Here is a 14,131-nt window from a genome sequence, read left to right as displayed (position 1 = left end):
AAGGAACTACTTGTTATAAATTAGGCTGCAAAGTTAGTCATTCTTTTGATAAAAGCTCTTTGCTTCGCTTAATTTTATACGCATTCGCGATTATTTTGTAAGAACTTGATTTTTTATGTGCATTTTGATGCGTTAAAATAGTTGTTGTTTAAAAAAAAATGCACATATTTGAAGCAAGTTATGATAAATGGGTGGGTGTTTAACGAATGTTTGCTATAATGGAAGACTCGGTGAAGAAAATGCAGGTTGAAGGTGGTGACAAAGAGATTTTATACTCTAAAACCATTAAAGCAGGAAAAAGAATCTATTATCTGGATGTAAAGAAGAATCTGAAAGACGATTTATTCCTGGCTGTGACGGAAAGTAAGAAGGTGCAGCCGAAGGTCGGTACTCAGGTCTCTTTTGAAAAACATAAGATTTTCCTGTACAAAGAGGACTTTGATAAGTTCATGGATGGAATGAATGATGTAATCAATTACATTAAACAATGCAGGGCGGGAGGAAGCCCGGTAGAAGTGTCGGATAACGACCAGCTGGCTGATGAGTCAGATGAAATAAAGCTGGATATCGATTTCTGACGGAATTGGGGAAAATGGAGTAAAATAATAACGGGCTGTTCCGGAAGGAAACAGCCCGTTATCTTTATAGGCCCTGTAAAAGGAAGCCTATTTTGTTGCGGTTTATGCTTCCGGATGGATTGCTTCAGTAGGACAAGCATCTGCGCAAGTTCCACAATCAGTACACATTTCAGGGTCGATATGATATTTATCACCTTCTGAAATTGCTCCTACCGGACATTCGTCAATACAAGTACCGCAAGCGATACAATCGTCACTAATTACGTAAGCCATTTTTTTAAACGTTTAAATTGATAACTATTAGTTCGTGCAAAAATAGAGCTTTCTTTGTATTAAAAAAAGATCTGCCCCTTTATTTTGTCGAAATAAATGCATTTTTGCAATAAGTCGGGTTCTTTCCCGTTATAATTCAAAATTACGAAAAGAATTGAGACGTCTACTATTTATTATATGTGTATTCTTTCTAACTGTTACCACTGTGATGGGGCAGAAAGAAAAGGTAAAGAACCAGCCCTATGCGGATTTGAAGTGGTTCCATTTGGGCTTTCATGTGGGTATTCATGCACAGGATTTGATATTGACCAATACCGGTGTCGCCACGGATGGTGAAACCTGGTATGCCGAGATTCCGAGCTATTCGCCCGGATTCAGTGTCGGTGTGATCGGAGATATGTACCTGAATCCTTATTTCAGCCTGCGCTTTACGCCGACAATCCATTTCGGTGATAAGAAATTTGTGTTTCGTCGGCCGGAGATGGAAGGAGTAGAGGGGACAGAAGACAATCCGGTGATAAGCCAATATTCCACATCTGTCCGTTCCAATTACCTGACTTTCCCGTTGGATGTGAAGTATAGCGCTTTTCGTGTGAATAACTACCGGCCTTATCTGATTGGCGGTATCTACGGTGCTTTCGACTTGGGACGTAAAAAAGGAAACCCGATCCTGTTGAAGGGAACGGACTTCGGTGTCGAGTTCGGTATCGGATGTGATATTTATCTTCCGTTCTTTAAATTATGTCCGGAACTTAAATTCAGCTTCGGACTTGTCGACCTGCTGGAAAAAGACAGGGGCGACCTGACGGACCCGGAATTGATCAAATATCCGAATTCCCTTTCCAAAGCAACTTCCCGGATGGTGACGTTGACCTTTAATTTCGAATAAAGAGTTCGATATAGATGTAGCAGGCCGGAACAGCCAGCATGACACTGTCGAAACGGTCCAGCATCCCGCCGTGACCCGGCAATACGTTTCCGGAATCTTTCACACTGAGCGTACGTTTCAGCAACGATTCGATCAAGTCTCCCCAAGTCCCGAATAGAACGACTGTCGCAGCCAGCCCGAGCCAGTTATACCGACTGATTTCCGGTGCATACCATGCAAAAACCTGTGAAGAAGCCAATACGAGGATTAACCCGCCGAAGAAACCTTCCCATGACTTTTTAGGGGAGATGCGTTCAAACAATTTTCTTTTTCCGATCAGGGAACCGACCAGATAAGCTCCGGTGTCGTCCAGCCAGACAAAAATAAAAATGGCCATGATGAAAAGCGGCGTATAGCTCATGACGCCGGGTGTTCCGGGTTCCGCCCCGATAAAGTTCAACATGGAAAAAGATCCGGCACAATATACTTGGGCAAACAGTGTAAATGCCCAGTTATTGATCGGGTTCGGCGCTTTATAATAAAGTTCAGCAATCATCGTCAGCATAATGAAAAGCAGGTAAGGAAGAAATATTTTTCCGTCCGCCAGCCCGTTCGCATAGACGAAAGTCGCTATGAACAGATAGACGCCGCCCACTACGTTCATCGTCCGTTGTAGGTCCGCATTTTCATAATGTTTGACCAGCCCACCGAATTCCCAAAGGGTTAATCCTGTTATGACACAAAAGAGAATGAGGAAGAAAATAGGATGGACGCAAATGGCACTGACCAGTACCACTACGAATATTATGCCGGTTAACGCTCGTATAATCAGATTTCTCAAGGCAGTAGTGTTTTGTTTATTGATTTATTATCGGTACAAATATAAGGAATAAATTAATTCCATGCCCATGAAACCGGAAATGGATGCCCATGAAACCGAAGACGGATGGGCATGGAATTATTTGTTAGTTTGCTTCTGCTATATTTGTTTCTTTTGCTTCCTCTTTTTTGCCATTGGCTTTTTCCTGTAGTTCGAGGATTTCTTCCGAACGGGAAACCCAGGCGCGTTTACCGAAGATATGTTCGACGTCTTCCGTATAAATAACTTCGCGTTCCAACAATACCTGAGCCAGCTGATTGTGTCCTTCGGCATATGCCTTCAGGATACTTTTGGCCCGTTCGTACTGTTCGTTGACGATCTTCTGTACTTCGAGGTCGATCAGACGTGCCGTTTCTTCGCTATATGGCTTGGTGAAGCCCCAGTCCTGGCCGCTTGAATCGTAGTAATTCAGGTTCGGCAGCCGTTCGCTCATACCGAAATAAACAACCATCGCATAGGCCTGTTTGGTTACGCGTTCCAGGTCATTGGATGCACCGGTCGATATTTTTCCTAAGAAAAGTTCTTCGGCGGCACGTCCTCCCAAGGTAGCACACATTTCGTCCAGCAACTGCTCGCGGGTTGTGATCTGGCGCTCTTCCGGTAAGTACCAGGCGGCGCCTAATGCTTTGCCTCGAGGAACAATCGTCACTTTCACCAGCGGATTGGCATGTTCTAACAACCAGCTCAATGTCGCATGCCCTGCTTCGTGGTTGGCGATACATTGGCGTTCGTCGGCTGTCGTTATTTTGGTTCGCTTTTCCAGACCACCGACGATGCGGTCCACCGCATTCATAAAGTCGTCCTTCTGGACAAACTTTTTACCGCTACGGGCGGCGATCAAAGCTGCCTCATTACATACGTTGGCTATATCCGCACCTGAAAAACCGGGTGTCTGGCGTGCCAAAAACTCGGCATCTACGCTTTCGTCTATTTTGATCGGACGCAGATGTACGCCGAATATTTCCTTACGTTCGTTCAAGTCCGGCAATTCCACATGTATCTGGCGGTCGAAACGTCCGGCGCGTAATAACGCCTTGTCCAGAATATCGGCACGGTTGGTTGCTGCCAGGATGATCACACCGCTGTTGGAACCGAAACCGTCCATTTCCGTCAGCAACTGGTTCAATGTGTTCTCGCGCTCGTCGTTACTGTTCATGTTCGCATTCTTACCGCGGGCACGGCCTACGGCATCGATCTCGTCGATAAAAACGATACAAGGAGCTTTCTCTTTGGCTTGGCGGAACAGGTCGCGTACGCGGGATGCGCCCACGCCGACGAACATTTCCACGAAGTCGGAACCTGACAACGAGAAGAACGGAACGTTAGCTTCTCCCGCTACAGCTTTAGCCAATAGTGTTTTACCCGTTCCCGGAGGACCCACGAGCAATGCGCCTTTAGGAATCTTACCTCCTAATTCCGTATATTTTTCAGGGTTTTTGAGGAAGGAAACAATCTCTTCCACCTCCTGTTTGGCTTCGGCCAGGCCGGCAACATCTTTGAATGTCACTTTCCCGTCGTTATCCTTGTCGAATAGTTGCGCTTTTGCTTTTCCAACACTGAATACACCGCCGGGACCGCCGCTCGTTCCTCCCGACATACGCCTCATCAGGAAGATCCAGACAACGATGATCAGCAGGATCGGACCGAACGAAACAAGGAAATTCCAGATCGCATCGTCTCCTTCTTCAAAGCTGACTTGTGTATTGATATGGTTATCTGCGACAGCCTTGTCGTAGAAATCCGAAAATTTGTCAGCCGATGGTATTTTGACATACACTTTCGGGTTGGTGCCCAATGCAGCGCTGTCTCTTTTAAAAACCAGACCTTTTTGTCCGTTTTTAACCGTCGCTTCAACTAAATTCTTTTTATTGTAGACGACCATCCGGTCAAATACGTTCTCTTGAGCCAGCTTTTGAAATTCTGTCCAGCCTAATTCCTTAGAAGCCGAAGAATCGTTTGTAAGATATAAAGCAATAAGCATCATAAAGATAAGTCCGTACATCCAATAGAGATTGAATTTGAACATCTTTTGCTTATTGTTCTTCGGTGCTTTGTTAAACATGTCGTTTTTATTTTCCATATATGATTATCTCTATGCTATGTGAGACCGGTGATTAATCGAGATCGGCAATTTGAGTCAATTTGGCATCCGACCAAAGGTTCTCCAAATTATAAAACTCGCGTAGTTCCGGTAAAAATATATGTACAAGAACCGTGCCATAATCCATCCCGATCCATTCGGCCCGCTGTGAACCATCTATCGAAAGCGGTTTTTCACCTGCCTCGCGACGGGCAAAATCCCAAACTGAATCAGATAATGCGGAAACCTGGGTAGGAGTGTTCCCTTCGCAGATCACCATATGTTGGCAAATTGCGCCGGATAATCGGGTTAAGTCTACGGTTACAATATTTTTGCCTTTCTTTTCCTGTAGGCCTTCTACAATCGTTTTAACTAATGCTTCTGTTTGATCCATCTATTTTTTATTAGTAATATTCAAGGACGCAAATATACTTCTTAAATTTATTATGTCGGTGATTTCCCCCTATTAATATATGTATATACTTGCAAAATCAAAACAAGCAGGTAAAGAAAAAAGTTTATGAATGAAAAAATATTGTCGCAACGTTTGTTTATTTTGAAAAAGTATGTACTTTTGCACTCGCTAACAAGGGAGTTAGTTATTTCAAATTGTTCAATGGTGTAATGGCAGCACAACAGATTCTGGTCCTGTTAGTCCAAGTTCGAGTCTTGGTTGAACAACTTTACGAAAATAAACGATTCCTTTAGTCAGAAACACTTTGTTCAATGGTGTAATGGCAGCACAACAGATTCTGGTCCTGTTAGTCCAGGTTCGAGTCCTGGTTGAACAACATAAAAAAGTCCGTCATTCGTTTGAGTGACGGACTTTTTTTATCGGGTTATTTATATCTTACCCATTTGATCATTTCTTTGATACTCGGCTTTTTACCATACATCAGGATTCCTACACGGTAGATTTTGGCAGAGAACCAAACGATGAATATCGCAGTTGCGAACAACAAGGCAAATGAAACGACCAGTTCCCATACCGGAATGTCGAACGGCAGGCGGACCATCATTACGATAGGAGAGGTGAACGGAATCATCGAACACCAGAAAGCCAACGGACCGTCCGGATTATTCATACTGTAGATGCCGGCATACAAGCTGAACGCCATCAAAAGCATAATCGGTGTCATGAACTGCTGCGTGTCTTCCTGCTGTTCCAAGGCGCTGCCGATAGCGGCAAACAGAGCTGCATACAGCAAATATCCTCCGATAAAATAGAGTACGAAACAAATGCCGATCATACCGAAGTTGATGGAATTGATAATTTCCTGTATCTGTATGCTTATGTCGGAAGAGCCGGCAGCCATGTCTCCTACACCTTGTGCGGCCATTTGCGCCGTCATGACATCCTCAGGCGAAGCGCTGCCACCGAAGAAGAAGAGGCTTCCGGATATCAGAACGCTTGTCAGGATGCCCCACAGGAATACTTGTGTCAGCCCGACGAAACCGATACCGATGATTTTACCCATCATCAGGTCGTATGGTTTGACGGAAGAGATCATGACTTCTATGATACGGTTCGTCTTTTCTTCCATCACGCCTTGCATCACCATCGAACCGTACATAATAATGAACATATAGATGATAAATGTCAGGATCATGCCTAAGATTGAAGCGACTTCGGCAGAGGTGCTTTTCTCGCCCCCGTCTTCATCCCATTTGATCGTCTTGATATTGAAGTTGATCTTGCTGTCTTCGATGATCTGTTTCAGGTTGTCGATGTTGTATGAAGCCAGTTTTTCATCTTTCAGATACTCAGACAATGTCTTGTCGATCGTATTCTTCAACCCCATCGGGATTTGCTTCTTGGAGTAGAGCGTGGCGGCAGCCGGGTTTTGCAACAAATCGTCTGTGATATTCAGAAAGGCGAATATTTCCTTGTCCGGATTTTTACGATACTCTTCCAGGCTGGAACCTTTTTCGGTTATAAAGGTATATTCTTCCGTGTTTTTGAACAGAGGCGCATATTTGCCGGTTGCGTCGATGATGGCTACCTGTTTGGCCTCATCCCCTTTGATGGTGGAGAGCCACAATGGGACGAACACCAGGGTGGCAAACAGGAACGGCGTCAGGAAAGTCAGCAGCAGGAATGATTTTTTGCTGACACGACGAAGGTATTCTCTTTTGATAATAAGTCCTATCTTATTCATGCTTGCGTAGTATTTGTACCGGAAACGGTGTTAATAAATATGTCGTTCATCGAAGGAATCTCTTCCGTGAAGGAAATAATCTCGGTCTGTCCGGCCAATGCGGAAAGAAGGGCGGAGTTGGATATCTCCGGTTCTTTATGGATGCGCACTTCACTTGTTCCGGCGAGGTCCTTTTCCGTCAGCAGGCTGAACATTTCCGGTATTTCCTGCAATCTTCCCGATTCGGTATGGAAACGGACGGTGAAATTGTTGGTACGGAAACGGCTTTTCACTTCTGTCACATTGCCTGAAAGAACCACCTGCGAGCGGTTGATCAGGGCGATATTGTCGCATATCTCTTCAACGGACGACATGTTGTGTGTGGAAAAGATGATCGTGTGTCCGGCATCTTTCAGCTCCAGTATCTCTTTTTTCAGCAATTCGGCATTCACCGGGTCGAAACCGCTGAACGGTTCATCGAATATGAGCAGTTTAGGCTCATGGATGATGGTGATGATAAACTGCACCTTTTGTTGCATCCCTTTGGATAGCTCTTCCAGTTTCTTGTTCCACCAAGGCATGATGTCGAATTTCTCAAACCAGTGTGTCAGCCGCGTACGTGCTTCCTGGTAGGAGAGTCCTTTGAGCTGTGCCAGATAGATGGCCTGTTCACCGACTTTCATTTTCTTGTAAAGGCCGCGTTCTTCCGGCAGATAGCCGATCTGGTAGATGTCTTCCGGCTGCGACTCGCGTCCGTTGAAGCGGACAAGGCCGCTGTCGGGGGCGGTGATGCGGTTGATGATGCGGATCAGTGTGGTCTTCCCGGCGCCGTTCGGCCCTAACAACCCGAAGACTTTCCCTTCGGGAACCTGGATGCTGACCTTGTTAAGGGCGAGATGGTTGGCGTATTGCTTTACCACGTCTTCCGTTTCTAAAAAGTTCATAGGCATTACATTTTTAATATGATTCTTTCTCCCAATTCTTTACTTAATACATTTTTTATCTCGTTCAAGCGGGTGAGCTTTTTCATCAGCTCGAATACCTGGTCCATGTCCCCTTTCGTTTGCGTCTCTTTGATCTGTGCCTGTACTTCCTTGATCTGGCTGAGGATGTAAGCATCCTTGAAGCCGTAGAGTTCGCGTAGCACTAACGAATCGAGTTTCTCCTCTTCCGTTTCCAGTTCCCTGTATTTGGTGTGATACTTGCTGAGCTGATACTTTTCACTGATCAGGTTGGCGGCAAGGCGGCTCACATTCGGATCCGGATGGGCCAGGAAATAACGGTGCGCCACGAACCCTTCCGATTGGCAACGGTCGGCCGCTTCATCCATCATACCTTTGAAAAGAGGCGTATAGAAGGTGAGGTCGTCGCGCTCCAACTCCGAACGGATATATTCGGCAACACGAATAATCACCTCTTCATTTGTCTCTTCGTCCGTGTACTGGAACAGGATGCGTTCGCCATAGCGTACGATATACCGCAGTAAGGCAACTTCATACACTTCATAGGGCGAGCGCTTCGGCTGCACCGGTATGTTTACCGATGGAGCGGCGGGCGGTGGCGGTGGAGGCGGCATGTTGTTATCCGTCCCACCCAACTCATATTCTTCCGGCGGTGGCGGCGGGATCGTATCGTCAGGCGGGAGGAAACTTTCCGGTTCCTGTCCTGACGGTATTTCTTCCGGATACGGCTGATATCCGGGAATATCCGGATATTCGGGTATGTTGCTGACCGGAGGCGCCGGATTGAATGAAGACGGCTGGTTTGCCTGCCTTTCCTCCTTGTTAAGGCGGATTTTGTTTACTTCGTTCAACAGGAGCATCTCGTCTATCTCCATCATGGCACTGCATTCCCGGATATAGAGGGAGCGGGCGATGTTGTCGGGGAGGATGGCAACCGTTTTGATAATGTCGGCGATCAGCGACGACCGCTTGATCGGGTCTGTCCCGGCATCGTCTAAAAGCAGCCGGGTTTTGAAGCGGATGAAATCCGTTTCGTTCTGTTTGATAAACTCGGCAAACTGGGTTGCATTATGTTTGCGGGCAAACGAATCCGGGTCTTCGCCATCCGGCAGGAGCACAACTTTTACGTTCATCCCGTCTTCCAACAGCAGGTCGATACCGCGCAAGGCGGCCTTGATACCGGCTGCATCGCCGTCATAGAGGACTGTAATATTGCTGGTAAAACGGTGGATCAGGCGGATTTGCCCCTGTGTCAGGGCTGTCCCCGACGAGGCAACGACATTTTCCACACCTGCCTGGTGCATGGAGATCACATCCGTATAACCTTCCACCAGGAAACAGCGGTCGGCCTTGACGATGGCCTGTTTGGCAAAATAGATGCCGTAGAGTTCGTTACTCTTATGGTAAATCTCGCTTTCGGGCGAGTTGACATATTTGGCGGTCTTTTCGTCTTTCTTCAGGACACGTCCGCCGAAAGCAACCACTTTGCCGCTTAGCGTATGGACAGGAAATATGACACGTCCGCGAAACCGGTCGTTCACACCGCCGTTGTCATAGGCAATCACCAAACCCGTTTTTTCGAGAAATTCCTTTTTGTAACCGCTTTTAGTCGCCGCTTTATAGAGGGCGTCCCGTTGGTCGAGGCTGTAGCCTAACTGGAATTTGCGGATGGTGTCTTCCCGGAAACCGCGTTCGGCAAAGTAACGCAGGCCGGCAGCCTTCCCTTCCTGGTGTTCGTACAGCTGGGTGGTGAAATATTTCTGCGCCCAACTGTTGACGATCAGCATACTCTCGCGATCGCTGCGCACCTGTTTTTCGCGTTCCGACAGCTCCCGTTCCTGTATCTCGATGTTATATTTCTTGGCAAGATAGCGTAGCGCATCAAAATAAGTCAGCTGTTCATGCTTCATGATGAAGTGAACAGCCGTACCGCCTTCGCCGCAGGCAAAGCATTTACAGATGTTCTTTGCCGGCGACACATAGAAAGAGGGCGACTTGTCACTATGGAACGGACATAATCCTACATAGTTTATCCCTCGTTTCCGGAGTGTAACAAATTCAGAGACAACATCCACAATGTTTGCTGCATCCAATATCCGGTCTATGGTAGGTTGATCTATCATTTAGTTCCTTCCTTCATTTAGACGGCAAATATAATCAATAAATATTCTTTATGTTCTATTCGATCTCCATCTCATCCAGCAGATATCCTGCCCCGGCATATTTATCCATGATGAAAAGGACGTAGCGGATGTCGACGATGATGCTGCGCTGATAGTCGGGGAGATATTGGATATCGCCGCCGACACCTTCCCAGTTGCGGTCGAAGTTAATGCCGATCAGTTCGCCGTTGGCGTTCATCACGGGGCTGCCCGAGTTGCCGCCGGTCGAATGGGTGGTTGCACTGAAGGCAACAGGCATTTTATCGTTGGGAGCTTTGTAGCGTCCGAAGTCTTTTGCCGCATATAATTCTTTCAAACGTGCCGGAACGACAAACTCCCAATTGGTGGAGTCCTCTTTTTCCATTACGCCGTCGAGTGTTGTCTGGTATCCGTAGTAGTCACAGTCGCGCGGGCTGTAGCCTTTTACCTGTCCGTAGGTGAGGCGCAGGGTGAAGTTGGCATCCGGGAAATTGGCGCGGTCGCCGTACATCGCCAGCAGACCTTTCACATAGGAGCGGTGAGCCATCGCATAACCGTCTTCGAACTCTTTCAGAGAGTCTTTCAGACTAACTTCTTCTGCGCGGACGGATTTGGCGAAAAGGATCATCGGATCGTTTTCCAAAGCCTTGACAGACGGACGGGCAAGGAATTTGTTGAAGTTATCTTCACTGCCGAAAATGGATTTCTCGAACAGGTAGTCGACAAAGCTGTCGGTGTCACCCTTGAACTTCTTGTCTATTTGTTCGAAATAGGCCGGCTGCGCTTTCGGTGCAACCTGGCGGCGGTATTCTTTCAGCATGACTTTGGCTATTTTCCGGTCTACATCGGCGGAATAGTTGTCGTTGGCAAATCCGTGATAGGCACGTTCCAACAGGCGAAGCTGTTCGTCTTTTGCCTTTTTGTCTTTCCCCTTCAAGGCTTCTATGACAGCATCCGTTTTAGTCGGTACATTGGTGAACTCGATGCCGCGTATGATCGCTTCATCCAGCATCCAGCTCCGGAAACGCAGGTCTTTACGGTCCGAGACGATCTGTTCGAGTGCCATCAGGGCGTCGGGATAGTTCGGCTCGCACATCTTGTTGGACCAGGCGATCAGCTTGTCCTGTTCCTCTTTTTTAACCTGTTCGAAGTTCCGTTTTTTGATGGCCCAATTACTGCCGATAGCGTTCTTGTAAGCATTGGTGGAGCCGGCGTATTTGCTGGCATACTGGATGCGCACAGCCGGGTCTTTCAGCATTTCTTCGAGCATCACCTTCTGGCGCAGGTCGCGGATGTTGATGCGCACCGTGTTGTCGATGTCGCGGCGTTCCGCCACTTCCCAAGACGTATAATATTTATTGGTCCGGCCGGGGAAACCCATCATCATGGCATAGTCGTCTTCCTGTACGCCTTTCAGTGAAATCTTGAACCAGCGTTTCGGACGGAGCGGCACGTTCTTGTCCGAGTAAGGCGCCGGATTTCCGTTTTCATCGGCATAGACGCGGAATACGGAGAAGTCGCCCGTGTGGCGCGGCCACATCCAGTTGTCGGTATCCGCCCCGAACTTCCCGATGGATGAAGGAGGAGCGCCGACCAGGCGGATGTCGGAATAGATCTTCTTCGTGAACATGAAATATTGGTTACCTCCGTAGAACGCTTTGATCTCGACCTCCGTACCGGGGTTGTCCTGCAGGAATTTTTCTCCGGCTTTAGCCTTTGCCAGGCCGTTCAGGAACTTAGGGGAGAGGAAGTCCATGCTGTTGGGATCGGTGTTCTTCTCCAGTTCCTTCTTCACATAGTCGGTGACATCTTCAATCTTGTCGATGAAAGTAACTGTGATGCCGGGATTCGGCAGTTCCTCTTCGCGCGACATGGCCCAGAAACCATCCGTCAGATAATCGTGTTCCAGTGTGCTGTGACGCTGGATGCAGCCATATCCGCAATGATGGTTGGTCAGGAGCAAGCCGTCCGGTGAAACGATTTCACCTGTACAGCCGCCTCCGAATATGACAACGGCGTCCTTCAGAGAAGCCGAGTCGGGGCTGTATATATCATAATCTTGTAATTTAAGTCCCAGTGCTTGCATTTCCGGGAGCTTCTGTCCTTTCAGTAATGGCAATAGCCACATCCCTTCGTCAGCCATAGCCGGCAGTGACAGAATTACTGCCGCTAAGGAGATGATGAGTCTTTTCATGATTTGTGTTCTATAATTCATAATTCAACATTCTTATTCTTTCCATTCTGTAAACGGATGCTTGGTCAGCATCGAATTGTAATATCGCCGGTCACCGCTGACTTCCTGTCCTAACCACTCCGGCTGTTCGAACGCTTCTTCTTCGGAATCCAGTTCGATCTCGGCCAGGACCAGCCCTTCGTTTTCACCGTGAAAGACATCGACTTCCCACGTATGCCGTCCGGCGGGGATCAGGTTGCGCACCTTGTCGATCACACCGGGTTCGCAGAGTTTCAGCAACTCTTCGGCATCCGCCAACGGAATCTTCTGTTCAAATTCGTAACGGCTCAATCCCTTTTCATCCGAAGCCCCTTTGATAGTGAGGAATCCTTCTTCTCCCCGGATGCGTACGCGAACAGTCCGCCCCGGCTGTGAACAGATGTATCCCTGGACGATACGTTGCGAACCTGTTACCTGCCCGCTGAAATCCCCCTTTACCAAAAACTTCCGTTCAATCTCCGTCGCCATACATTTGGAATATTAACTTTCAACTTTCAATTCTCAACTTTCAACTACTTAATGGTTACCATCGTAGCCCCGAATCCATATTCACGGAAAGAAGCATCCTGATAATAGTGTTGTTTGTATCTTGTTTTCAGTTCTTTTTCAATCGCTTTACGCAATACGCCGTCGCCTTTACCGTGTATGAAGACAATCTTTTGTCCTTTGTTGCCGGCGTATTGGGCGAGTATTTCATGGAATTTCTCCAACTGATAGTTCAGCATGTCCGCATTGCTAAGTCCGTTGGTGTTATCCAACAATTCGGTGATATGAAGATCCACTTCCAGGACGTTACTGTCGGATGCTTTCTTTTTGACGATCGTCTGTGGGGCATGGCGGTCTTCACGCACCTTCTGCAACATGGCTTCCTTCAACTCGGTCGCAGAGACCAGCAGCTCTTTTTCGGGAACATCCTGGCGTACGATCGGGTAAACCATCGCATCTTCGTCAAAGAAATCGTTTTCCATGAAACAGTGTTGCTTGTAGAATTTGACCGTGTCCAGATGAAGTTCTACGGAAATCGTGTTTTTCAACGAATAGGGCTTGCCCTTTTTGAAGGCGATCAGCTGTACACAGATACGTTCCAGGCTGTTGAGATCGTCCTTGCCGAATTCTTCCAGGAAAATCTGTGTGTTTGGTTCCACGATGCCATTGTAACGGCTGATCCAGCTATTGTTTTGCCGGTTCATATAGTTGAAGAACAGATAATAATTGCTGTCGTTGATGAAATAGGTCTCATAGCCGCTGTCCTGCATCACCTTAGTGGGCTCTATCGGAAGATAAGCCAAATAGACGTTGAGGCGTTCGCCTTCCGGGGTTTCCGTCACCTTCTCTTCTTCGGGTTGTGGCTGCGGCTTTTTGGGTTGCGGGGCCGGCGCTTGCGTCGGCTGGGTCGGAGGGAGCGGGGAACGGCGTGAGCTGTGCACCTGTACTTCCCGGTCGCTAACAACGACACATTCACGGATCAGTGCCGGCACTTCAAAGCCGTCTTCATCCTCCACCAAAACCTGATCTTTCCCTTTGAAACGACTCACGACACCTCCGCCGGTGCTGTTCAGGAAACGCACTTTGTCTCCGATCTTTATATCACTCATAATACAATATACTTTTAATTTTCTGTACAAAAGTAGTAAAATAGGTCCGATACTTCTTAGGTTTAAGCAATAAATCATCATTTACCGATTCCGGATAGTTCATATTTGACAAGTTTCGAATCTCCTGCAAACTTGGATAATTACAATAACCCCCTCTTTGGGCAGTTTTTCTATTTCGTCCGAAATCTTGATCGATTTTGGATTGACTTTTTTCATGGTTTTAATCTGATCGAATGACAATAGAAAAAATGAGGTGCGCAGTCCGTTTCGGAAAGCGTACAATTTGATTACCCAAAAGCGGAAACGCCAACAAAGTGATAAACCTTAACTCCCGGAGAATCGAATATTTGAAAATAAAACGGACGGCGTTCCAAATATCCCAA

The 14,131-nt window shown here is 47.2% G+C and carries 12 protein-coding genes and 2 tRNA genes; 4 read left to right on the top strand and 10 right to left on the bottom strand.

Annotation, left to right across the window (positions count from 1 at the left end):
- The first annotated feature begins 218 nt into the window (after positions 1-218).
- Positions 219-578, top strand: a complete 360-nt coding sequence (locus DWU89_RS11950; RefSeq protein WP_115499913.1) for a DUF3276 family protein — start codon at positions 219-221, stop codon at positions 576-578.
- Positions 579-680: 102 nt separating this feature from the next.
- Here the strand turns inward: DWU89_RS11950 and DWU89_RS11945 are convergent, their stop codons facing one another.
- Positions 681-851, bottom strand: a complete 171-nt coding sequence (locus tag DWU89_RS11945) for a DUF362 domain-containing protein (protein ID WP_115499873.1) — start codon at positions 849-851, stop codon at positions 681-683.
- A gap of 154 nt (positions 852-1,005) precedes the next feature.
- Between DWU89_RS11945 and porT the strand changes: the two genes are divergently transcribed.
- Positions 1,006-1,740 carry a type IX secretion/gliding motility protein PorT/SprT gene (porT, locus tag DWU89_RS11940; RefSeq protein WP_115499872.1) on the top strand — a complete coding sequence of 245 codons (735 nt, stop codon included), beginning with the start codon at positions 1,006-1,008 and terminating at the stop codon, positions 1,738-1,740.
- On the opposite strand, the gene DWU89_RS11935 is transcribed toward porT, so the two are convergent.
- The 3 genes from DWU89_RS11935 to rsfS all read right to left on the bottom strand — a co-directional run bounded on the left by DWU89_RS11935 (position 1,727) and on the right by rsfS (position 5,073).
- Complete coding sequence (locus tag DWU89_RS11935; RefSeq protein ID WP_115499871.1) at positions 1,727-2,560, bottom strand: phosphatidate cytidylyltransferase; 834 nt, start codon at positions 2,558-2,560, stop codon at positions 1,727-1,729. The genes porT and DWU89_RS11935 overlap by 14 nt on opposite strands.
- 124 nt (positions 2,561-2,684) lie before the next feature.
- Entirely contained in the window at positions 2,685-4,679 is a 1,995-nt protein-coding gene (gene ftsH, locus DWU89_RS11930; protein ID WP_115499870.1) for an ATP-dependent zinc metalloprotease FtsH, read from the bottom strand.
- A 34-nt stretch (positions 4,680-4,713) separates the two neighbouring features.
- On the bottom strand, positions 4,714-5,073 hold the full coding sequence (gene rsfS / locus DWU89_RS11925) for a ribosome silencing factor (protein WP_115499869.1): 360 nt from the start codon (positions 5,071-5,073) through the stop codon (positions 4,714-4,716).
- Between the two features lie 216 nt (positions 5,074-5,289).
- On the opposite strand from rsfS, the gene DWU89_RS11920 reads away from it, so the two are divergent.
- Positions 5,290-5,360 (top strand) — tRNA-Gln (locus DWU89_RS11920).
- A gap of 39 nt (positions 5,361-5,399) precedes the next feature.
- Positions 5,400-5,470 (top strand) — tRNA-Gln (locus DWU89_RS11915).
- Positions 5,471-5,518: 48 nt separating this feature from the next.
- On the opposite strand, the gene DWU89_RS11910 is transcribed toward DWU89_RS11915, so the two are convergent.
- The 6 genes from DWU89_RS11910 to DWU89_RS11885 are packed head-to-tail and all read right to left on the bottom strand — an operon-like array spanning position 5,519 to position 13,748.
- A complete protein-coding gene (locus DWU89_RS11910) occupies positions 5,519-6,838 on the bottom strand; it encodes an ABC transporter permease (protein ID WP_115499868.1) in 1,320 nt (439 codons plus the stop codon).
- The gene (locus DWU89_RS11905; protein WP_115499912.1) at positions 6,835-7,761 is read right to left on the bottom strand and encodes an ABC transporter ATP-binding protein; all 927 of its coding nucleotides are present in this window, start codon (positions 7,759-7,761) and stop codon (positions 6,835-6,837) included. Before DWU89_RS11905 ends, DWU89_RS11910 begins: the two co-directional genes overlap by 4 nt.
- 5 nt (positions 7,762-7,766) lie before the next feature.
- Positions 7,767-9,902 carry a DNA primase gene (gene dnaG / locus DWU89_RS11900; RefSeq protein ID WP_115499867.1) on the bottom strand — a complete coding sequence of 712 codons (2,136 nt, stop codon included), beginning with the start codon at positions 9,900-9,902 and terminating at the stop codon, positions 7,767-7,769.
- Positions 9,903-9,957: 55 nt separating this feature from the next.
- Positions 9,958-12,114: a S46 family peptidase gene (locus DWU89_RS11895; protein ID WP_115499866.1), complete on the bottom strand. Its 2,157-nt coding sequence runs from the start codon at positions 12,112-12,114 to the stop codon at positions 9,958-9,960.
- A gap of 33 nt (positions 12,115-12,147) precedes the next feature.
- Positions 12,148-12,621 (bottom strand): CYTH domain-containing protein, encoded by a 474-nt coding sequence (locus DWU89_RS11890; RefSeq protein WP_115499865.1) that lies wholly within the window; start codon positions 12,619-12,621, stop codon positions 12,148-12,150.
- Positions 12,622-12,665: 44 nt separating this feature from the next.
- Positions 12,666-13,748 carry a DUF2027 domain-containing protein gene (locus DWU89_RS11885; protein WP_115499864.1) on the bottom strand — a complete coding sequence of 361 codons (1,083 nt, stop codon included), beginning with the start codon at positions 13,746-13,748 and terminating at the stop codon, positions 12,666-12,668.
- Positions 13,749-14,131: the final 383 nt, after the last annotated feature.

The sequence above is a fragment of the Parabacteroides acidifaciens genome (assembly GCF_003363715.1).
In the GTDB taxonomy this organism is placed as follows: Bacteria; Bacteroidota; Bacteroidia; order Bacteroidales; family Tannerellaceae; genus Parabacteroides; species Parabacteroides acidifaciens.
This window is presented reverse-complemented; position numbering and strand designations above follow the sequence as displayed.